This window comes from Thermosynechococcus sp. NK55a, from assembly GCF_000505665.1.
In the GTDB taxonomy this organism is placed as follows: Bacteria; Cyanobacteriota; Cyanobacteriia; order Thermosynechococcales; family Thermosynechococcaceae; genus Thermosynechococcus.
The window spans coordinates 1228936-1249452 of sequence record NC_023033.1 but is presented as its reverse complement, the minus strand read 5'-3'; the positions used below and the strand labels follow the sequence as shown (position 1 = coordinate 1249452).

Annotated in this window: 16 protein-coding genes, 1 tRNA gene and 1 pseudogene; 10 read left to right on the top strand and 8 right to left on the bottom strand. The window is 54.5% G+C overall.

The genetic code is table 11. From position 1 onward, the window contains the following. Window positions 1-11 precede the first annotated feature (11 nt). A pseudogene (locus NK55_RS06035) lies at window positions 12-2209 on the top strand (phosphoketolase). Window positions 2210-2215: 6 nt separating this feature from the next. Beyond that, a complete protein-coding gene (locus NK55_RS06030) occupies window positions 2216-3406 on the top strand; it encodes a Coenzyme F420 hydrogenase/dehydrogenase, beta subunit C-terminal domain (protein ID WP_024124884.1) in 1191 nt (396 codons plus the stop codon). Between the two features lie 74 nt (window positions 3407-3480). Here NK55_RS06030 and psbA (NK55_RS06025) read toward each other — a convergent pair whose 3' ends face one another. Then, complete coding sequence (psbA, locus tag NK55_RS06025; protein WP_024124883.1) at window positions 3481-4563, bottom strand: photosystem II q(b) protein; 1083 nt, start codon at window positions 4561-4563, stop codon at window positions 3481-3483. A gap of 311 nt (window positions 4564-4874) precedes the next feature. Continuing rightward, a complete protein-coding gene (psbA, locus tag NK55_RS06020) occupies window positions 4875-5957 on the bottom strand; it encodes a photosystem II q(b) protein (RefSeq protein ID WP_024124882.1) in 1083 nt (360 codons plus the stop codon). 260 nt (window positions 5958-6217) lie between these two features. On the opposite strand from psbA (NK55_RS06020), the gene NK55_RS06015 reads away from it, so the two are divergent. Then, complete coding sequence (locus NK55_RS06015) at window positions 6218-7405, top strand: TRC40/GET3/ArsA family transport-energizing ATPase (RefSeq protein ID WP_024124881.1); 1188 nt, start codon at window positions 6218-6220, stop codon at window positions 7403-7405. A 19-nt stretch (window positions 7406-7424) separates the two neighbouring features. Further along, the gene (locus tag NK55_RS06010; protein ID WP_024124880.1) at window positions 7425-8126 is read left to right on the top strand and encodes an ABC transporter ATP-binding protein; all 702 of its coding nucleotides are present in this window, start codon (window positions 7425-7427) and stop codon (window positions 8124-8126) included. Here the strand turns inward: NK55_RS06010 and NK55_RS06005 are convergent. Continuing rightward, complete coding sequence (locus tag NK55_RS06005) at window positions 8123-8416, bottom strand: DUF3082 domain-containing protein (protein ID WP_024124879.1); 294 nt, start codon at window positions 8414-8416, stop codon at window positions 8123-8125. The genes NK55_RS06010 and NK55_RS06005 overlap by 4 nt on opposite strands. Next, on the bottom strand, window positions 8413-9717 hold the full coding sequence (gene purD, locus NK55_RS06000; RefSeq protein WP_024124878.1) for a phosphoribosylamine--glycine ligase: 1305 nt from the start codon (window positions 9715-9717) through the stop codon (window positions 8413-8415). Before purD ends, NK55_RS06005 begins: the two co-directional genes overlap by 4 nt. Before the next feature lie 201 nt (window positions 9718-9918). Between purD and NK55_RS05995 the strand changes: the two genes are divergently transcribed. Then, a tRNA-Asp gene (locus tag NK55_RS05995) sits at window positions 9919-9992 on the top strand. A 221-nt stretch (window positions 9993-10213) separates the two neighbouring features. On the opposite strand, the gene NK55_RS05990 is transcribed toward NK55_RS05995, so the two are convergent. Then, entirely contained in the window at window positions 10214-10792 is a 579-nt protein-coding gene (locus tag NK55_RS05990; protein WP_024124877.1) for a M23 family metallopeptidase, read from the bottom strand. A 107-nt stretch (window positions 10793-10899) separates the two neighbouring features. Between NK55_RS05990 and NK55_RS05985 the strand changes: the two genes are divergently transcribed. Next, window positions 10900-11163 carry a DUF3493 domain-containing protein gene (locus NK55_RS05985; RefSeq protein WP_024124876.1) on the top strand — a complete coding sequence of 88 codons (264 nt, stop codon included), beginning with the start codon at window positions 10900-10902 and terminating at the stop codon, window positions 11161-11163. Here the strand turns inward: NK55_RS05985 and prmC are convergent. Then, the gene (prmC, locus tag NK55_RS05980) at window positions 11160-12035 is read right to left on the bottom strand and encodes a peptide chain release factor N(5)-glutamine methyltransferase (RefSeq protein WP_024124875.1); all 876 of its coding nucleotides are present in this window, start codon (window positions 12033-12035) and stop codon (window positions 11160-11162) included. The genes NK55_RS05985 and prmC overlap by 4 nt on opposite strands. A gap of 87 nt (window positions 12036-12122) precedes the next feature. Here prmC and NK55_RS12415 point away from each other — a divergent pair, with 87 nt between their 5' ends. Next, complete coding sequence (locus NK55_RS12415; RefSeq protein ID WP_024124874.1) at window positions 12123-12476, top strand: hypothetical protein; 354 nt, start codon at window positions 12123-12125, stop codon at window positions 12474-12476. Here NK55_RS12415 and NK55_RS05970 read toward each other — a convergent pair. Next, window positions 12473-13387 (bottom strand): DMT family transporter, encoded by a 915-nt coding sequence (locus NK55_RS05970; protein WP_024124873.1) that lies wholly within the window; start codon window positions 13385-13387, stop codon window positions 12473-12475. The genes NK55_RS12415 and NK55_RS05970 overlap by 4 nt on opposite strands. After that, complete coding sequence (locus NK55_RS05965) at window positions 13374-15173, bottom strand: aspartate kinase (protein WP_024124872.1); 1800 nt, start codon at window positions 15171-15173, stop codon at window positions 13374-13376. Before NK55_RS05965 ends, NK55_RS05970 begins: the two co-directional genes overlap by 14 nt. A 136-nt stretch (window positions 15174-15309) precedes the next feature. On the opposite strand from NK55_RS05965, the gene ftsH reads away from it, so the two are divergent. The 3 genes from ftsH to NK55_RS05950 are packed head-to-tail and all read left to right on the top strand — an operon-like array spanning window position 15310 to window position 20517. Beyond that, on the top strand, window positions 15310-17238 hold the full coding sequence (ftsH, locus tag NK55_RS05960; RefSeq protein ID WP_024124871.1) for an ATP-dependent zinc metalloprotease FtsH: 1929 nt from the start codon (window positions 15310-15312) through the stop codon (window positions 17236-17238). Window positions 17239-17252: 14 nt separating this feature from the next. Continuing rightward, on the top strand, window positions 17253-19397 hold the full coding sequence (locus tag NK55_RS05955; RefSeq protein WP_024124870.1) for an ATP-binding protein: 2145 nt from the start codon (window positions 17253-17255) through the stop codon (window positions 19395-19397). 31 nt (window positions 19398-19428) lie between these two features. After that, window positions 19429-20517, top strand: coding sequence for an LOG family protein (locus NK55_RS05950; RefSeq protein WP_024124869.1), 1089 nt, complete (start codon window positions 19429-19431; stop codon window positions 20515-20517).

The window sequence follows — 20517 nt, the reverse complement described above, 5'->3', positions numbered from 1 at the left end:
GGTCAGGGTCTATGACAGCGGTAACTTCAGTCCCCAGTTTCTGTGAAGGAATTCAGTATTTTGGCAATGATTGGCCAGACTGGGATCGCTATGGTCAAAGGCCACTCCTGAGTACCCAACAGCCAGCCCTTAGGGATCTGGAGGCTCCGGAAGCCGCCTATCAAACGCTCCTCTATGCCGATGCCCTCCGCTATCTGATCTTACAGATGACCGGCAGTAAGGCCTCTGGTCATCCTGGCGGCTTTGCCAGTCAAGCAGAAGCCTATGCTGCCCTCGTGATGTTGGGGCACAAAAATATCATCACGGAAGTGGGGCACCATGCGCCAGGCTTTTATGCCGCCCTGTTCTTGGATCGCTCCCTAGAGAAAATGGGCATTTATACGGTTCAGGACCTGCGCGATCGCTTCCGCGAAAAACATGGTCTGCTTGGCCACCTCTCAGGCTATATTCCGGGGATTCTGGCGCCGGCCGGCCCCCTGGGACAGGGGCAGCACTTTGCTATGGCCGCTGCTTGGTTACACCGCCAGACCCTCTTTCCCTTCACCTTAGGGGATGGCGGCCTAGGGGAGCCCTACGTCATGAGCAGCATGGCGCACTTCCACACCGCTTTCCCAGAGGTCACCAATTTCCTACCTGTCCTGGTTTGGAATGGCTTTAGCCAAGAACACCACAGCATGGTTTCTCTGAAAACCAATCCAGAAATGATGGCCTACTGGCACGGCAACGGTTTCCAAGAGGTGGTGCTGGTGGATGCCAAAGACTTTGACGACAGCGGTCAAGCGGGGGACTACGTCGATAGCACTCAGTTTTCCTTTGGGCAGCGCTTGGCCTTTGTGCAGGCGGTCCTGAAGGGAATGCAAGAGGCAGCGCGATCGGCTCTCGCTGGCAAGCTGACCGTCTTTATCCTCAAACAACTGAAGGGGGCAGGTGTTCATGCCAAGGGGGCAAAATCCCATAACCTTTATGCCCAGCACACCCTCGACAACCCCGATATTGTCAATGCCCTCAAAGCCCGTGCCCTTTCTCCTGCCGCCTGGGAACTGGTGCGTCAAAACTGTGTGGCAGCAGCCGGCGGGCCAGCGGCGGAGGTGGTGGTTACAGAGCAGGTCTTAGACTTACCTCCCCTTGGGGAGATTGCCCTTGAGGCCTATGCCTTGGGGGAAAGCAAAGTGGCCACAACCGCCATGGGGCGCATGGTGGCAGAAGTGGGGCAGCGCGATCGCCGCTACCTTGTTACCAATGCCGATGGCAATGAGGCCTCTGGGATTGGCAACATCAACCAAGCCCTGAAGATCATTCACCCAACGACGGATCCCCTCTACAACCAACTGCCCAATGGCCAAGTATACGAACCCCTGAGCGAGGATGCCTGCGCGGGCCTAGCTGCAGGATTATGTTTGATGGGCAGCCGTAGTCTTTGGTGCTCCTACGAATCCTTTGCCATTAATGGTCTCCCCATCTGGCAAACGGTCACCCAAGCGATGGCAGAACTGCGCCGTCCCACCCCTTCGACGGTTACTCTCTTTACCGCCGGCGCCCTTGAGCAGGGACGGAATGGTTGGACGCATCAACGCCCGGAAATTGAAGCCTACTATGCCGCTTTGTTGCGCAATGGCAATATCTTTGTCCTTTTCCCGCCAGATGCCAACAGCATTCAAGTGTGTTACCGCTGGGCACTGAACACCCAAAACAAGGGAATTGCTATCTTTGCGAGTAAAACGCCACTGCCGGTGCGCACCACCTTTGCACAAACGGAACAGGCCCTTGATGAGGGGGCACTCACCCTCTATGAATCCACTCAAGGGGGACGAACCTTAGTCCTAGCGGTGCTGGGGGATATGATTTTGCAACCCGTGTATCATGCCCTACCCCAATTGGAGGATTTAGGCTATCGAGTGCGGCTGGTTTCGGTAATTAACCCCCGCCGCCTCTACCGCCCTGGGGATGTTGCTTGGCAAACCTGCGCGGAACCCGATGGCGGCTTTGCCGATGAGGCCACCTTCCAGCGTCTGTTTGACGGCGATGCCCTCTTGGGGGTAACGGGGGGGCCTCTGCCCTTTTAGAACCCATTTTGCTGCGTGCCACTTGTCCTCGCGATCTACTGGCTTGGCAGCGCGGCGAAACAACAGCTAGCCCTGCCGAACTGATGGCCTACAATGGCCTCACCCCCGAAGCCATTTGCGATCGCGCCCGTTCACTGCTGAAGTAAGTGCCCATGACTGCTGCCCATCGCAAAGCCCGTGCCCTTAAGCCCGGTAGTCCCCGCCCCGCCAAGACCCTATGCAGTGAGTGTGGCCTCTGCGACACCTACTATATCCACTATGTCAAAGAGGCCTGTGCCTTCCTCAATCAACAGTTTGAGACCCTTGAGCAGCAAAGTCATGGCCGTGCCCGTGATCTTGACAACTGGGATGAGTGCTACTTTGGCGTTCACCGGGAGATGATGGCGGCTCGCAAAACAGAGCCGATTCCGGGAGCCCAGTGGACGGGCATTGTCAGCACTATTGCCATTACCCTGTTGGAATCGGGACGGGTTGAGGGCGTTGTCTGTGTTCAAAATAGCGAGAGCGATCGCTTTACCCCCAAGCCCGTGATTGCCCGCACCCGTGAGGAGATTTTGGCGGCGCGGGTAAACAAGCCCACCCTATCTCCCAATCTTTCGGTGCTAGAGCAGGTGGAACAAGCTGGCCTCAAACGGCTCTTGGTGATTGGGGTTGGCTGTCAAATTCAGGCCCTGCGAGCCGTTCAAGACAAACTGGGCCTAGAGAAGCTCTATGTGCTGGGAACCCCCTGCGTGGATAACGTCACCCGTGCGGGTCTGCAAAAATTCCTGGAAACCACCAGCCGATCGCCCGACACGGTGATTTACTACGAGTTCATGCAGGACTTTCGCGTACATTTCAAGCACAGCGACGGCTCCACAGAAACCGTGCCCTTCTTTGGCCTCAAAACCAATCAACTCAAGGATGTCTTTGCCCCCTCCTGCATGAGTTGCTTTGACTACGTCAATGGCCTTGCCGATTTGGTGGTGGGATATATGGGGGCCCCCTTAGGTTGGCAGTGGCTGGTGGTGCGCAATGAGCTTGGCCAAGAAATGCTGGACCTTGTGCAGGATCAATTGGAAATCCAGCCCGTCACGAGTGCCGGCGATCGCCACGCTGCGGTGCAACAAAGCATTCCTGCCTACGATAAAGGCGTTACCCTGCCCCTGTGGGCGGCCAAACTGGTGGGCTTAGTGATTGAGCGTATTGGCCCCAAAGGGCTTGAATATGCCCGCTTTTCCATTGATTCCCACTTCACCCGAAACTATCTCTATGTGCGGCGCAACTATCCCCAAAAACTTGCCGCTCATGTGCCCGCCTTTGCCCAAAAAATTGTGGATCAGTATCAACTCCCCGCCCCGTAATTGCCATAAAAAAAGCTCCCCCTGTAGGGAGCCAGATTTGGACTTATCACTAGAGAGGCTTAGGAGTGACCTTTTTAGGCTGCAATGCTCGGGGCAATCATCGCCACAGGAGCCGATTCACCGCTAGCCAAGTCGAGGGGGAAGTTGTGGGCATTGCGTTCATGCATCACCTCAATACCAATGTTGGCGCGGTTGATGATGTCTGCCCAGGTGTTGATCACGTTGCCTTGCGCATCCACAACGGAGTGGTTGAAGTTGAAACCATTGAGATTAAAGGCCATCGTGCTAATACCCAGGGCAGCAAACCAGATACCCACCACTGGCCAAGCCGCGAGGAAGAAGTGCAGGGAGCGGCTGTTGTTGAAGCTGGCGTATTGGAAGATCAGCCGACCAAAGTAACCGTGAGCGGCCACAATGTTGTAGGTTTCTTCCTCTTGACCAAATTTGTAGCCATAGTTGGTGGATTCGGTTTCCGTGGTTTCACGGATCAAGCTGGAGGTCACCAGAGAACCGTGCATAGCGGCAAACAAGGCACCACCAAAGACACCTGCCACACCCAGTTGGTGGAAGGGGTGCATGAGGATATTGTGTTCAGCTTGGAACACAATCATGAAGTTGAACGTACCGGAAATCCCCAGCATCAGTCCATCGGAAAAGCTGCCTTGACCAATGGGGTAGATCAACAGCACCGCCGTTGCCGCTGCCACAGGGGCAGAGAAGGCCACAGGAATCCAAGGCCGCATCCCGAGGCGGTAGCTGAGTTCCCACTCCCGACCCATGTAGCAGAAAATGCCGATGAGGAAGTGGAAAACAATCAGTTGGTAAGGCCCACCATTGTAGAGCCACTCATCAAGGGAAGCGGCATCCCAGATTGGGTAGAGGTGTAACCCAATGGCATTAGAGGAGGGCACTATTGACGCGGTAATGATGTTGTTGCCATAGAGCAAGGAGCCAGAAACCGGCTCACGGATGCCATCAATATCCACAGGGGGCGCCGCAATAAAGGCAATGACAAAGCAAATCGTTGCGGCAAGAAGCGTCGGGATCATGATCACCCCAAACCAGCCAATATAAAGGCGGTTCTCTGTGCTGGTGATCCAATCACAAAAACGCTCCCACAGATTCGCTGTCTGACGACGTTGCAGAACTGTAGTCATAGTCGTTATGAATCCATAAATAACAACAGGACCGGAGCAGCAGCAATAAACGCTGCATACTCTATTTATTGATTATATAGTTATATGTTTGAGCGGCAAGGGGTTTGAGGTCAAGTTTTATAGGATCAAAGAAACTTTGTTTATCCATTAATTTTTATCAATCTTTTACATTGGAGCTGGGGAGGTACCCGAGTCCCTTAGCCTTAAGCTTTTGCAATATTGAGCCCGTTAATCCCTGTGGGCTGTAACGCAATAAAAAACCGCCCCTCGGTTTAGGAGCGGCTGTGTAAAAGTTCAGCAGATAGCGTTGCTTAGCCGTTAAGGCTCGGAGCAATCATCGCCACAGGAGCAGACTCAGCGCTGGCCAAGTCGAGGGGGAAGTTGTGAGCATTGCGCTCGTGCATCACTTCCATCCCCAAGTTGGCACGGTTGATAATGTCCGCCCAGGTGTTGATCACGTTGCCCTTGGCATCAATGACCGAGTGGTTGAAGTTGAAACCGTTGAGGTTGAAGGCCATGGTGCTGATACCCAGCGCCGTGAACCACACACCCACCACCGGCCAAGCCGCCAGGAAGAAGTGCAGTGCACGGCTGTTGTTGAAGCTGGCGTATTGGAAGATCAGCCGGCCAAAGTAACCGTGGGCAGCCACGATGTTGTAGGTTTCTTCCTCTTGACCAAATTTGTAACCGTAGTTGGTGGATTCGGTTTCGGTTGTTTCACGGATCAAACTGGAGGTCACCAGAGAACCGTGCATGGCGGAGAACAGAGCACCACCAAAGACACCGGCCACACCCAGTTGGTGGAAGGGGTGCATGAGGATGTTGTGTTCCGCTTGGAACACGATCATAAAGTTGAAGGTACCGGAGATACCGAGGGGCATCCCGTCAGAGAAGCTGCCTTGACCAATGGGGTAGATCAAGAAGACCGCAAAGGCAGAGGCCAGGGGGGCAGAGTAGGCCACGCAGATCCAAGGCCGCATCCCAAGGCGGTAGCTGAGTTCCCACTGGCGACCCATGTAGCAGGAGGCACCTAGCAGGAAGTGGAAGATGATGAGTTGGTAAGGGCCACCGTTGTAGAGCCACTCATCGAGGGAGGCAGCTTCCCAAATGGGGTAGAAGTGCAAGCCAATGGCGTTGCTAGAGGGGACAACGGCACCGGTGATGATGTTGTTGCCATAGAGCAAAGAACCAGAAACAGGCTCACGGATGCCATCGATGTCTACAGGGGGAGCAGCGATGAAGGCAATTACAAAGCAGATGGTTGCGGCCAATAGGGTGGGGATCATGATCACACCAAACCAGCCCACATAGAGGCGGTTATCGGTGCTGGTCACCCAGTTACAAAACCGCTCCCACAAATTCGCGCTTTCGCGACGTTGGAGAGTTGTGGTCATAGTCGTGATAAGTCCAAATATATTTGATTTACAAACCCTTGAAAACAGTCATAAACTGCAAGGGCTTAAGCATTAAGTTAATATTCGCCCCGGGAGATCGGGGAGGGTTCTAAATGATTGTTAATAAAACTAAATAGGTAGTTGTATTTATTTATTTTCCTTAATGATTTTATTTCCATTGATGGCGAGCGATCGCCCCCCAAGGATAAGCTCAAGAGTTAAGATATTTTAAGCAACTGTGTTTAGGGCAGAGCCTTCCCATGCGCGTAATTTTAATGACTGGCAAAGGTGGCGTTGGTAAAACCTCAGTGGCGGCAGCAACGGGGCTACGCTGTGCCGAGTTGGGCTACAAAACCTTGGTGCTGAGTACCGATCCCGCCCACTCCCTTGCCGATAGTTTTGACATGGAACTGGGGCATGTGCCAGTGCCCGTTGCCGAAAATCTCTGGGGTGCCGAACTAGATGCCCTCATGGAACTGGAGGACAACTGGGGAGCCGTCAAGCGCTACATTACCCAAGTCTTGCAGGCGCGGGGGTTAGAAGGAGTTCAGGCGGAGGAATTGGCCATCTTGCCGGGGATGGATGAAATTTTTGCCCTTGTGCGTATGAAGCGCCACTACGACGAAGGTCAATACGATGTCCTCATTATTGACTCTGCCCCCACAGGCACGGCACTGCGGCTGTTGAGCCTGCCCGAGGTGAGCGGCTGGTATATGCGCCGCTTCTACAAACCCTTACAGCGGATGTCCGTGGCCTTGCGACCCATTGTGGAGCCAATTTTCAAGCCCTTGGTAGGGTTCTCTTTGCCCGATCAAGAGGTCATGGATGCACCCTATGAATTTTATGAGCAGATTGAAGCCCTTGAAAAAGTTCTCACCGACAACACGCAAACCTCCGTGCGCTTGGTAACCAATCCAGAAAAGATGGTGATCAAGGAATCCCTTCGTGCCCATGCCTATCTCAGCCTCTACAATGTGGCCACGGATTTAGTGGTGGCCAACCGCATTTTGCCGGAGACCGTGCATGATCCCTTCTTTACCCGCTGGAAAGAAACCCAGCAACGGTATCGCCAAGAGATTCACGACAATTTTCGCCCCCTGCCCGTCAAGGAAGTCCCCTTGTTTGCTGAGGAACTCTGTGGTTTAGCAGCACTGCATCGCCTGAAGGAGACCCTCTATGGCGATGAGGATCCAGCTCAGGTTTATTACCACGAGCAAACAATTCGGGTGGTGCCCAGCGATGGCCAGTACAGTCTTGAACTGTATCTACCGGGGGTCCCCAAGGAAAAAATTGAACTGAACAAGACGGCGGATGAGTTGAATATTCGCATTGGCAACCATCGTCGTAATATGGTGCTCCCCCAAGGATTGGCAGCGCTGCAACCGGTGGGCGCGAAAATGGAGGCGGACTACCTGAAAATCCGCTTTGCTAGTGCCACCAGTGGCTAATTCGCCCAATCAATGACTGATGAGACTTGCCGCTGTGATCACGACTAGGCTGGCGATCGCCACCACCAATCTAACCAAGGTTTATCGTTCTGGTCATCAGGAGACCCCTGTTCTGCAGGGAATCAATCTACAAATCGAAGCCGGTCATATCCATCTGCTGATGGGACCTTCGGGGTCGGGGAAAACCACTCTGCTCTCGATTTTGGCCGGCATTCTTGCCCCCACCAGTGGTCAAGTGGTTGTCTTAGGCCAAGAGATAACCCAACTGTCCAAGGTCGCACTGGCAAAATTCCGCCTGCAAAATATTGGCTTTATCTTTCAGAGTTTTAATCTTTTCCCTGCCTTGACCGCACTGGAAAATGTTGAAATTGCCCTCAATCTTAAGGGCATTAAAGGCAAAAAAGCGAAGGAACAGGCAGCAGCGCTTCTCGAGGCAGTTGGCTTGGGCGATCGCTGCGACTTTGTGCCCGCCAACCTCTCCGGAGGACAAAAACAACGGGTTGCCATTGCCCGTGCCTTGGCCGGTGAGCCAAAGATCATTTTTGCCGATGAACCCACAGCCTCCCTTGATTCCCAAAATGGCCAACAGGTGATCAAGATTCTCGACAAGCTGGCCAAGCAAAACGACTGCACGGTATTGATTGTTACCCATGATCCCCGTATTACAGCTATTGCTGATCGCATCACCAAAATTGAGGATGGCAAAATCAGCAACAGTTAAGCTTGCTCCCGTTGTATCCAGCGTTCCCAAAGGAGTTGCAGCGTCAGGGCCACTAGCCCCAGCGCAATAATGCTAAAGACACCCGTTGCCAGGGTACACAAACCGACCACGAGGGTGCGCACGGCAACTGCCAAGCTATAAACCAGTTGATTGTGAGGACTGACGGCATGGGTAGCAAGGAGGTAGGCGATCGCCCCTGTGAGCCGATAGAGGAGAATCCCAAGGGTACCAGCAATTAACGCGCCGGTTAAGCAGCGCAATGGGTCAGTTTTGGAAGTGAGAAGGGTCATGGACGGTATTCACCTCTGTGGGCCGATGATTCTAGAATACGGTAGCCAATGTCACGACGATAGTAGCAGTCGGCAAATTCAATAACATTGACCGCCCCGTAGGCCTTGGCTTGCGCCGTGGCAAAGTCAGGGGCCAAAGCAGTGATGTTGAGAACCCGCCCACCATTGGTGTACCACTGCCCCTCCTGCCAACGGGTACCCGCATGGAAGACCAGAACTCCCTGGGCCATTGCTTCTGGAATCCCCTGAATCACATCCCCCTTGCGGTAACTGCCCGGATAACCTCCTGCTGCCATGACAACGCATAGCGCCACTTCATTGCGCCATTGCAAGGTTCCCAAACTGGCTAAGCGTCCCTCAACACAGGCTAGGATCACATCAATCAAGGGGGTTTCCAAAAGGGGCAGCACCACTTGGGTTTCGGGATCACCAAAGCGACAGTTAAACTCCACCACGTAGGGATCCCCTGCGGGCGTCACCATCAGACCCGCATAGAGCACCCCACAGTAGTGGATGCCGCGATCCTGTAAAGCCCCAAGGGCCGGTTCGAGAATTGTCCTTTGAATCCGTCGCATTAGCTCTGGTGTTACCCAAGGTACAGGGGCATAGACTCCCATTCCCCCGGTATTCGGACCGGTATCCCCTTCGCCAATGCGCTTATGGTCTTGGGCAGGCAGCAGCGGCAGAATTGTTTTGCCATCTGTAACGGCGAGTACGGAGACCTCTTGCCCCTCCAGCACTGATTCAATGACCACCTTTTGACCAGCAACACCAAATTCGCCCCCAAAAATTCGCTCGAGGGCCGCGATCGCCTCTGCTTCTGTAGCTGCTACCGTCACTCCTTTACCCGCTGCTAAACCATCGGCCTTAATAACAATGGGGGCCCCTTTGGCTTGAACATAACGGGAGGCCGCCCCATAATTGTCAAACACTGCTGCCTGGGCCGTAGGAATCTGAGCCGCCTCCATGAGCGCCTTTGCCCAGGCTTTACTGGCTTCAATTTGTGCCCCTGCTTGGCCAGGGCCAAAGACCGGAATCTTGAGCGCCTGTAGGCGATCGCCTAAACCGGCTGCAAGGGGTACCTCTGGGCCAACGACGACTAGATCAGCGTTATTCTCTTTGGCAAATTCACTAATGCCTGTGAGGTCGGTGGCTTCAATGGCAACATTTTCACACCGCTTTAAGCAGGCTGTGCCCCCATTCCCTGGTAAACAGTAAACCTGTGTCACGCGATGAGAATCGAGTAATTTCCAAGCGATCGCGTGCTCCCGACCACCACTACCAACGACAACGACCTTCACAGACGTACTCCCAAAAGATAGGCGATCATTTTTCAAATCAATTCAAATCAATTTTCAGGAGCTTACCAAGTTTATCAGTCAACCGGCAACGTTCTCCCCAAAGGCAACAAGAAATGATAGAGGGCGATCGCCCTGCAGGGGAAATGCAACCAGTTGACAAGTCCATGATTTTCCTGATACGCTAAAAATCGCTCAAAAATTGGGACTGTAGTTCAATCGGTTAGAGCACCGCCCTGTCACGGCGGAAGTTGCGGGTTCGAGCCCCGTCAGTCCCGTCAAAGTTACACAATTTTACGTTATTTACGTTGAATTCTTCAGGGACAATCTGCAGAGTCGCGTTTTGAGTACTGGATAACTCCATAGGTGCACTATTTTGGCCGAGTGATTGATCGCTTCGGTGCCATGGATAATTGAAATGTGCAAATGATGGGCAAGAAAAAGCTTTCAAGTTTCATCGGTGTTACTAGCGCAAACCAAAACAATTCTCTGCTTAGGGTTACCGCTGAGCTTGGCTACCATACATGGCCTGTAGAACCACGGCAGGATTGACCAATTGCCCTCGGTAGCGGAGCGTCCAGTGAAGGTGGGGCCCGGTGGTGCGCCCCGTCATGCCCACTCGACCAATACGTGCCCCCGTAGGTACTCGTTGCCCCTCTAGGATTAAAATGCCACCCGCGCGATCGACGATGGCTCGTCCTTGGGGGGTCTGCTCAACCTGCCCCATCATGTGGCAGTAAACGTGTTCCCAAGCCCCCGATTGAATCCGTACCAGTGTGCCACAGGCAGTGTGATCGGAAACTTCAATTACCTGCCCGGTCCACCAATTGCGGATATAGCTGCCTTGGGGTGCCGCAAAATCAAGGCCATTGTGAAATTCGGTTGTGGTTTCCCCTGTGGGCGATCGCCGGTAGCCGAAGGGAGAGGTATAGCCTTGGAAATTTTCCACAGGAAATGAAGCATCGCTCCAGCGGAGTGTCCCTGCACTTGTATTTTGGGAGGGTTGACTGAGTTGGGGAACTGCAACCGTGGTACCCAAGGCGATCGAGAGTGCCAGACTGATTCGCTGCCAATGCATACTAAACTCCTCGCGTCTTTTTGGGCCTACGGCCTTAGACCCTCATTGATGCACACCGTTCCCTATTATTAGGGACGTAGAATATTTTCAGGTGACGGAAAAATCAAATGGCTGCTCAGGAACCCAAGCAACAGGTTGAAGTGACTCAGTCAACCCTGCGCGATCGCCTGCGAGCCGAGGCAGCAGCGCCCTATCGGGGACTACGGCGTGTTTTCTATGCCGTTTTTGCTGCCTCCGGCCTCATGGGTGCCTTTATCCTTGGCCTCAAGGGATTGGCGGGCACCGCAGGTGATGACTGGGTGTGGAATCTGGCATTACAAATCGGCGTGGTTGCCCTAATGGTTGCCCTCTGGCGTTGGGATCGCGGCTAAGGTGTTTGAGCAAGCAAAAAGCGATCGTGGCCACTAAGATCTCGAAGGATTTCCACCCGTTCATAGGCTTGGGTGGCCATTGCCAACGCTGCCACTGCTTCCCCTTGGGTGGCCATCAATTCAATAAAGAGCCAGCCTTGGGGTTGCAAATACTCTGGCGCCGTCTCAAGAATCTGACGAATGGCCTGCAAGCCATCAGTACCGCCATCGAGGGCAAGGAAAGGTTCATGGTACTGCACCTCCGGTTGGAGGGTGGCCACTAGGCTAGTGGGAATATAGGGGGGATTACTGACAATCCCCTGCACTTGCCCTTGCAGTGGCACAATGGGGTCAAACCAATTCCCGACGTAGCACCGCACGCGATCGCCCAAAGCGTACTTTTGAATATTAACTTGCGCGACCTCTAGGGCCTCAGGGCTACAATCCACGGCATGAATCAGCGCTGTCGGAAAGAACCGCGCCAACCCAATGGCGATCGCGCCACTCCCCGTACCCAAATCCAGCCAATGCCCCTGCTGTTGCCAAGGGGGTACCGTTGCCGCGACTACTTCAAGTAACTCCTCGGTTTCTGGCCGAGGAATCAGCACGCTGGGGGTAACGACTAATTCGAGATCGTGCCAGTGAGCCACACCAATCAGATATTGCAGGGGGACTCGCTCTTGCCAGCGGCGTTGCCAGCGCTCTTGGAGTTCTGCAAGGGGAAGTTTCAGATGAATCTGGGGCGGGAATCGGCGCAGTGTGATTTCAAGGGGACTCAGCACTGTAAAGGCACTGAGAAATTGTTTTAACTCCCGCAGGCCACTCTCGCGCTCAGAAGCGGGAATGATCGCCTGAGCCCAGTGCCACCATCCTTGGAGCGCCTCACCACTCACGACTATATCTTGTATATCTTGACCCTTGTTTTCTGAGGATACTCGTATCAAAATAGCCCTAGGATTCCTAACTGTGCCTTACCCACTGTGGCAGATTTTCAGGAACAGCTTCAACGTCTGCAAGAGCAACTACAGCGGGCACAGGCGCGAGCTAATGAGCTGCCGTCACTGATTCCTGAACCACCCCCGCCGCCTGTGGATCCCGCAGCCCCAGAATGGGCAGATGAACGGGCACAGATTGAAGCCCGCGTGCGCAGTGAAACCTCCGTTGCCCAACTTCAGGTTCAACTGATTGAAGCTCTCTTGGAAAATCAACGGCTGCGACGTGCCCTAGAGGAGGAACGGCAAAATCATGCCCGCACCCGTGAGGGGTTAATTGCCGCCTTGGGGGATGCCTTGGATACCCTCAAACAGCGGCGGCGATCGCCAAAACCACCCTAAGGACTTGGCCACAGTGCCACGCTTAAACCCGCCAGCACAAGAGTGCCCCCCATGATCACTGCCGTTGTCGGCACTTCACCAAACAGCAGCAAAGCAAAGAGACTCGCAGCAATTGGTTCTGCCAACACTAGAAGGGTTACCCATGTGGGGGACAGCCAACGCAGGCACCAATTGAGACTGGTGTGCCCCACCAACTGGGGAATCAACGCCAGTAGGACAATAGCGCCATAGAGCTTTAGCGGCCAACCTGTGTAGGCAAGGCCCAGGAGAGGCGGCAGGGGTAGGAGCCCCACCGCAGCAGTGGCATAGGCAACAAGGGCGTAGTGGTGAATCGACAGACCGGCCTTTTGGGCAGCCTGACCACAAATAAAGTAGGCACTGACCGCCCAGGCCGCAGCGATCGCTAGCCCATTTCCCAGTAGGGGATTCCTTGCCACAGCACTCGTCAGTTCTCCCGTGCCAATTAGGGCACTGCCACCAAGGGCGATCGCCAGGCCTACCCAAGCACGGAATTTAAGGGTTTGTCGCTGCCAAAGGTACCCCACGAGCGCCGACCAGATCGGGGTGGTCGTCACCAGCATCGTCGAGGCCGCCACCGATGTGTAGTGCAGCGAAGTGAACCAAAGGCTAAAGTGTGCCGCAAGAGCAATCCCCGCAGCCACCGCCCAACGCAGATTTTGCCGAGTCAGGTCCAGCCATGGCCAAGCGTACAGTTGCGGGGTCAAAAAGAGGGCGGCCAAACTCAGGCGACCACTGGCAAGGAAAATGCTCAACCCTACGGTTGTCCTTAGGGAATGGGTAGGTAAACCAGTCATACCCCAGCGCACCAGCACAGCAGCCATAGAAACCGCCAACACCCCCCCGCCGAGCACAAGGGCAATTTGCCAGTAGGGCGGCCTATTGACCGACATCGGGAACGACGACAGGTGTCTCCCCATCCAGCCCAAAGGCCGTATGCACTGCCCGCAGCGCCCGCACCCCCTCTGATTCTGCTACGACACAACTGACGCGAATTTCTGAGGTGGCAATCATTTGAATGTTGATGTTTTCACGGGCAAGGGCAGCAAACATTTGGGCAGCAATCCCCGGCCGGTGGATCATCCCCACACCGACAATGCTCACTTTGGCGATCGCGGTGTCGACGAGGATGTCACCGTAGCCCAATTGGGCCTGAACTTCTCTGAGCAGTTCCGTGGCTCTTTCGGCATCGGCAGAGGCGACCGTAAAGGCAATGTCGCGGGTCATCACACCCCCCAGGGAGCGCGATCGCTGGGATTGGATAATCATATCGACACTAATGGCCGCATCCGCAAGGGTCTGGAAAATGGCTGCCGCCATGCCAGGGCGATCGGGCACATCCCGAATGGCAATCCGCGCCTGCTTCGGATCAAGGGCAACGCCCCGCACCGGTGGGGCAGCGGGAGTCTCTTGAGGGACAGTGGTGGCAGCTTCCACATCAAAGGTTTGGGAGAGGACGGCAATGGCTCGACCGGCATCCGCTGCGGCCACTGTACAACTGACATTCACTTCAGAGGTGGAAATCATTTGCAGATTAATACCCGCTGCCGCCAAGGCTGAGAACATCTGAGCTGCCACCCCCGGTCGGCCAATCATGCCGGCGCCGGTAATACTCACCTTGGCAATATCGGCATCCACGAGCACATCCGTCTCTTCAACCCGGGAACTCAGGCGGGGATAAAAGGCCAGGGCAATGGCTTCGGCTTGCTTCAGAACCCGCCTTTGCACTGTAAAGGCAATATCATTCGTTTGCCCTTCATGGATAGATTGGATAATCAAATCCACATCCAGGTTTTGCCGTGCCAGTTCACCAAAAAGCTGCGCCGCAACACCGGGGCGATCGGCCACCCGCAGCAGTGCCACCTTTGCCTGATCTGTGTCAAGGGCTACACCATCCACGGGCTTGCCCAATTCAAGGTTTTCCACGGGACGCGGCGGCCGCGATGGTGCAATAACGCGAGTACCAGGATCATCCGTCCAACTGGAGCGCACCACCAAATCGACACCATAGTTGCGGGCAATCTCCACCGCGCGGGGGTGCAAGACCTTTGCCCCTAAGCTGGCCAACTCCAGCATTTCATCGCAAGTAATTTCGCTCATCAGTTGAGCCTTGGGCACTAGCCGGGGATCGGTGGTCAAAATGCCGGGGACATCGGTGTAAATTTCACAGCAATCCGCCCCTAGGGCAGCCGCCAAAGCCACAGCTGAGGTATCCGACCCGCCACGCCCAAGGGTGGTGACTTCAAAATCGGCAGCAGCAGTAATCCCCTGAAAACCGGCCACAACCACCACTTGTCCTTCTTTGAGGTGCCGTTCGAGGCGCTGGGTCTCAATGTGGAGAATGCGGGCACGGGTGTGGGCCGGTTCAGTAACAATTCCCACTTGGGCGCCGGTCAGGGAGATAGCGGGTTCCCCCAAGGCATGGAGAGCCATTGTCAATAGAGCGATCGAGACTTGCTCCCCCGTCGAAAGAAGCATATCCATTTCCCGCTGACTGGGGCGATCGCTAATGGCATAGGCCAGTTGCACCAAGCTATCCGTCGTTTTGCCCATGGCCGAGACCACCACCACTACCTGATGTCCTGCTGCCACAGTTGCCTTGATCCTACGGGCTACCGCTTGAATGCGCTCGACACTACCGACGGACGTGCCGCCATACTTTTGTACAATCAGTCCCATGGGCGTTCTAAAAAGAATGCTGTCCTATTTTATATTCAGGGCGGCGATTCTGGGCTGTGGCTGATCCGTGGCGCCAGGGAACTGAAAAATCGCTGTTAAACTGGAAATTGGAACTGAATTTCGGAAACGGGTCTCGATGAAATACGCTCAACGCCTTTGCCAACGGCTGAGTCAACTGGCTTTGGTCGTGGGTCTCTCGTTAGCCCCCACCAACATGGGTCTAGCGCAGTCGAGCAACAATAACACCGTTTCCTACACTCAATTCCTCAATGCCCTTAAAGCCGGTGAAGTTCGCTCCGTCGAACTCTATCAGGAACAGGGGCTAGCCAAGTTTCGCCGCAAGAATCAGCCAGAACAATCGCCTCCCCAAGAGGTACGGCTTTTTGATCGCAATCCCGAACTGGTGGAACTGCTGCGCCAAGTGAGCAGTCGCTATGACACGACGGTGCGGGTGGTGCCCTCAGGCAATGAGAGCGCCCTTTTCAGCCTAATTTCCAACTTGGTGCTGGGCTTCTTTCTGCTGATTTTATTCCTGATGATTTTGCAGCGGGTCAGTAATGCCCCTGGCGGCCCTGGGCAGATTCTCAACTTTGGCAAATCCCGCGCCCGCTTTCAAATGGAGGCACAAACGGGGGTGACCTTTGGCGATGTGGCAGGAATTGAAGAAGCCAAAGAAGAGCTTCAGGAAGTCGTCACCTTTCTCAAGAATTCAGAGAAATTTACCTCTATTGGTGCCCGTATTCCCAAGGGGGTCCTGCTGATTGGGCCGCCGGGAACTGGGAAAACGCTCCTTGCCAAGGCGATCGCCGGTGAAGCCGGGGTACCCTTCTTTTCCATTTCTGGCTCTGAATTTGTGGAAATGTTTGTCGGCGTTGGGGCTTCTCGCGTGCGGGATCTCTTTAGAAAGGCCAAGGAAAACGCCCCCTGCTTGGTGTTTATTGACGAAATTGATGCCGTTGGTCGCCAACGGGGTGCGGGGATTGGCGGTGGCAATGATGAGCGCGAGCAAACCCTCAACCAACTCCTGACGGAAATGGATGGCTTTGAGGGCAATACGGGCATTATTGTAATTGCGGCAACAAACCGCCCCGACGTTTTGGATGCTGCCCTACTGCGCCCTGGCCGCTTTGACCGCCAGATTACCGTTGATTTGCCCAGCTACAAAGGACGCCTACAAATTCTCCAAGTCCATGCGCGCAACAAAAAAATTGCCCCTGAGGTGTCCCTAGAGGCGATCGCCCGCCGTACCCCCGGTTTTTCTGGTGCCGAATTGGCTAACCTTCTCAATGAAGCCGCCATCCTCACAGCGCGCCGCCGCAAACCCGCCATGACCAATGCGGAAATTGACGATGCCATTGACCGGGTCACCATTGGCATGACGCTTACCCCCCTCCTCGACAGTAAGAAAAAGTGGCTGATTGCCTACCACGAAGTGGGGCATGCGCTGTTGATGACACTTCTAAAACATGCCGATCCCCTCAATAAAGTGACGATTATTCCCCGTTCTGGGGGCGTTGGTGGCTTTGCTCAGCAGATCTTTGATGAAGAGCGGGTAGATAGTGGCCTCTATACTCGTGCTTGGCTCCTCGATGAGATTACCATCCTATTGGGGGGGCGCGCTGCCGAAGTGGAAATCTTTGGTGATGCTGAGGTCACTGCCGGTGCCAGTAGCGACCTGCGAGCCGTAGCCAATCTGGCGCGGGAAATGGTGACCCGTTACGGTATGTCGGATTTGGGACACCTAGCCCTTGAAACAACAGGCAACGAGGTTTTTCTGGGTCGAGATCTCATGCCCCGCGCTGAATATTCTGAAGCCGTGGCCGTGCAAATTGACCGCCAAGTGCGTGAGATTGTTATGCACTGCTACGAGATTGCCCGCAAACTGATCCGCGAGCATCGGGGGGCCGTTGACAAGCTGGTGGAGCTGCTCCTTGACAAGGAAACCATTGACGGTGATGAGTTCCGTGCCCTGGTGCGTCAATATACCACCCTACCTGTCAAAGAACCCCCTTGGAAGGCGACGGCTACCCCCGTGTCCTTTCGTCAGGATGCCCAGCCGTCCTAGGTAAGGAGGCAACGGTGAGCGATGAGCGGCAGGCAGTCCGCCACCTATTAGTCCTCGAAGACAGTGAGGGACGGCGACCCATTTTGCTAGAGGCAGCCACCTACTCCATTGGCCGTGATCCGACGAATTCAATTGTGCTCCACTCCAAGATGGTCTCACGGCAGCACGCGATTTTGTTCCGAGTGACTAGTCCTGAGACCAATAGCTATCTTTTTCGCCTGATTGATGGCGATTTACAGGGCAAGCGCAGTACGAATGGGACTTTGGTCAATGGCCAGCGGATTGTTGCCCATGACTTGCGCACTGGCGACATGATTGTGTTTGGCGGTGATGTGCGTGCCCGCTACCTGACCCTGACCAACATGACGGATACCGAGTTTCAGGATTTTTGCCGCAGTACCGATGTCTTAGGATTTCTCTCTAAAAGCACCAATCCCTTTGCAACGCTCGTTCCCCTCAGTGAGGGCAATATCGAGAATTTTAGTGAAGCAGCCTTGGTGCGCCTGGCTTCCTATCCGGAACTGACGCCCAACCCGATTTTAGAGGTGGATTTGGAGGGGAAGGTGACGTATCTCAATCCAGCGGCGGTGATGCAGTTTCGGGACTTGCAACAACAGAAGTTGGCTCATCCCCTGCTATTGGGACTGCCGGAACTAGCACGCTACATGAAGCAAACCCAAGAAAAAGTCCATGTGCGGGAGGTGGAGTACCAAGGACGCATCTACGAGCAATCGATCCACTACATCTATGAAAGTGAGCTGATCCGCAGCTATGTCATGGATGTAACCGATCGCAAGCGAGCCGAGGAACAACTGCGCAACCAAGCCCGCCGCGAGGCCATCATTAACCGCATCATTCAAGCCATGCGGACCACCATGGTAGCAGCGGAGGTTCTGCAAATTACCGCTGATTTACTCCTAGAAGCCCTAGGTTCGACCCTCTGCCTGATTACACAAACCCATGCTCCCCATAGCCCTACCTCTGCAAGCCGTCCTCCCTTTGTCAGCTTACCCGAGGACTTGATTGCTCTCAACCAGCAGGCGATCGCCCTTTTTGAACCCACCCTCAGGAAGGGTGAACAGGTGGTTTTGGCGGTTGATGGTCCGGATTTGCCGGAGCCACTGCAAAGGGCTCTGAGAAGCTTAAATGTCAACGCCTTGGTGATCACGCCGCTGGTTTACCTCGGCCAACTCCTGGGGCAAATTACGCTTCTAGATTGTGAGTGGGAACCGAGTGAGGCAACGTCAGTTTTGGCGAGCGATCGCCCCCTTTGGCAACAAACCTTGCCCAAGTCTTGGACACCGGAAGATTTAGGCCTCCTCAAAACCATTGCCGATCAGTGTGCCCTTGCCATTCACCAAGCCCAGCTTTACCAACAGGTGCAAGAACTCAATGCAGATTTGGAGCGACAAGTGCGTGCCCGTACCGCCGAACTGGAACAGAAAATGCAGGAGCTAGAGCGGCTTAATGCCATTAAGGATGATTTCTTGAGTACCGTCTCCCACGAGTTGCGTACGCCCATGGCTAATATGAAAATGGCCATCTATATGCTGAAGCAATTTGCCACCGACGATCGCCAGAAACGCTACCTCGACATTCTCGCCAATGAGTGCAACCGCGAAACCGAACTGATCAATGATTTATTAGATCTGCAACGCCTGGAGGCAGGGCGCAGCCAGATTCAACAGGAGGTGATTGATCTCAACAGTTGGCTGCCTGCGGTGCTCGAACCCTTTCGCAACCGCATGCAACAGCGGCAGCAATCCCTTGAGGTTTTGCGCCCCGCCACGTTGCCCCCCCTCCTCTCCAACCGCCATGCCTTAGCCCGCATCTTAGCAGAGTTGCTCAACAATGCTTGTAAGTATAGCCCTGCTGGCGCACAGATTGTTGTCCGGTTTGATCCAATCGGGGGCGATCGCCTGCAAATTCAGGTGAGCAATCCCTCAGAGATCCCCAGCGAAGAGCTGCCGCGCATCTTTGAAAAGTTCTATCGCATTCCCAATGCCGATCCGTGGCAACAGGGGGGAACGGGTTTAGGCCTCGCCCTCACCCAAAAACTCGTAGAGCAATTGCAGGGTGAAATTAGCGCCGACAGTGCAGCAGGCATGACCACCTTTACCCTCAGCCTACCCCTTGCCACAGGCGATCCCTCCACCTGATAAAATAGGGTGCTAACGTTTTTAGGGTGCCATGACCCTTTCGCGAGTCGCTTTAAGTAGCCTACAGCAAGACGTCGACGAGTTAATTAGTCGCTTGGATAAGGTGCCCCACGGCGACGTGATTTACCAAGCCCTGCAGCTTTTTCTGGAGATTGCCGATGAGGAACTGGAACGACTAGATTGGAAAATTCTGCGTTCCTGTCTGCGGGATATGCACCAAGCCCTGCGGGTCTTTGCCCCCTATCGCCATACCCGCAAAATATCGATCTTTGGCTCTGCCCGCACCCCCTCCAGCGCGCCCGTCTATGAAATGGCGGTGCGCTTTGCCCAAGCCGCGAGTGCGGTGGGGTTTATGATTATCACCGGTGCCGGGGGCGGCATCATGGAGGCTGGTAACAAAGGGGCAGGCCCCAATAAGTCCTTTGGCCTCAACATTGAACTGCCCTTTGAGCAGGGTGCCAATCCCTACATTGAAGGGGATCCGCGCCTGATTCACTTTAAGTACTTTTTTACGCGCAAGCTCTTTTTGCTTAAGGAAACCGATGCCATTGCCGTCTTTCCCGGTGGCTTTGGCACCCAAGATGAAGCCTTCGAATGCTTGACCCTGTGCCAAACGGGTAAGGCCCCCCCTAAACCCTTGGCCTTGATGGACGTTCCCGGTGGTACCTACTGGCAGCATTGGGATCGGTTTATTCGCGAGGAATTGGCGGCCAAGGGGCTAATTAATGGAGAAGATCAGGAACTTTACCGCATCTGCACTAGTGTGGACGAAGGCTTAGCCTATCTGAGTGGCTTTTATCGGGTCTATCACTCCAGCCGCTATGTGGGCGATCGCTTGGTGCTGCGGTTGAACCAAGACATTAGTGATGCTGCCTTAGCAGAACTCAATCGGGATTTTCAAGACATTCTCGTATCGGGGCAGATTGAACGGACTGAACCGTTGCCTCGGGAAGTAGAAGACGAGCAACCCATCAACCACCCTGCCTTGACCCACACGCTCCACCTACCGCGATTGATCTTGCACTTTAACCAGCGGGATTACAGCCGTCTTTACCAACTCATCTATCGCCTCAACGGCTTTGCCACAGCGGCGACGGTGTACCATCCCGAACGTAAATAG

Coding starts and splice junctions, on each gene's coding strand:
- NK55_RS05970 (WP_024124873.1), bottom strand. CDS start 13,387: ATGTCGGTCAATAGGCCGCCCTACTGGCAAATTGCCCTTGTGCTCGGC.
- psbA (WP_024124882.1), bottom strand. CDS start 5,957: ATGACCACAACTCTCCAACGTCGCGAAAGCGCGAATTTGTGGGAGCGG.
- NK55_RS05990 (WP_024124877.1), bottom strand. CDS start 10,792: ATGCATTGGCAGCGAATCAGTCTGGCACTCTCGATCGCCTTGGGTACC.
- NK55_RS05985 (WP_024124876.1), top strand. CDS start 10,900: ATGGCTGCTCAGGAACCCAAGCAACAGGTTGAAGTGACTCAGTCAACC.
- NK55_RS06015 (WP_024124881.1), top strand. CDS start 6,218: ATGCGCGTAATTTTAATGACTGGCAAAGGTGGCGTTGGTAAAACCTCA.
- NK55_RS06005 (WP_024124879.1), bottom strand. CDS start 8,416: ATGACCCTTCTCACTTCCAAAACTGACCCATTGCGCTGCTTAACCGGC.
- NK55_RS06010 (WP_024124880.1), top strand. CDS start 7,425: ATGAGACTTGCCGCTGTGATCACGACTAGGCTGGCGATCGCCACCACC.
- ftsH (WP_024124871.1), top strand. CDS start 15,310: ATGAAATACGCTCAACGCCTTTGCCAACGGCTGAGTCAACTGGCTTTG.
- psbA (WP_024124883.1), bottom strand. CDS start 4,563: ATGACTACAGTTCTGCAACGTCGTCAGACAGCGAATCTGTGGGAGCGT.
- NK55_RS05965 (WP_024124872.1), bottom strand. CDS start 15,173: ATGGGACTGATTGTACAAAAGTATGGCGGCACGTCCGTCGGTAGTGTC.
- NK55_RS05950 (WP_024124869.1), top strand. CDS start 19,429: ATGACCCTTTCGCGAGTCGCTTTAAGTAGCCTACAGCAAGACGTCGAC.
- NK55_RS06030 (WP_024124884.1), top strand. CDS start 2,216: ATGACTGCTGCCCATCGCAAAGCCCGTGCCCTTAAGCCCGGTAGTCCC.